This window comes from Stenotrophomonas sp. CASM106 (assembly GCF_049384825.1).
Taxonomy (GTDB): Bacteria; Pseudomonadota; Gammaproteobacteria; order Xanthomonadales; family Xanthomonadaceae; genus Stenotrophomonas; species Stenotrophomonas muris.
On the sequence record NZ_JBMRFS010000095.1, the window covers coordinates 1 to 386 of the forward strand.

Sequence of the window (386 nt, forward strand, 5' to 3'; positions counted from 1 at the left end):
TCGCCATCGGCTGGCCCTTGTCGGCGGCCATGGCATTGGCCTGGACGCTCGGCGTGATGGCCATCGTCGAGGGCGTCATCAGCCTGTTCGCCCTGATCAGTGGCGGTAGCGGCGCGTCGCGCGGCTGGCTGGCGCTGTACGCCCTCGCCTCGCTGGGCTTCGGCATCCTGGCGGTGATCAATCCGCTGGCCACCGCCAGCGTGCTGGTGCTGTTCCTGGCGGCGTGGCTGCTGGTGGCCGGCATCTATCGCATCGTGTTCGCGATCCGCGTGCGTAAGCAGATCCAGGGCGAATGGTTGCTGATCCTCAGCGGCGTGCTGGCCGTGGTGCTGGGCCTGTTGTTTGCGGCCAACCCGTATGCCGGCGTGGCGGTCACCACGCTGTGG

Annotated in this window: 1 protein-coding gene; it reads left to right on the forward strand. The window is 68.4% G+C overall.

Annotated features, from left to right (window positions below):
• Window positions 1–386: HdeD family acid-resistance protein (locus VG556_RS22690; RefSeq protein WP_423180093.1), on the forward strand; the 386-nt coding region annotated here is incomplete at both ends.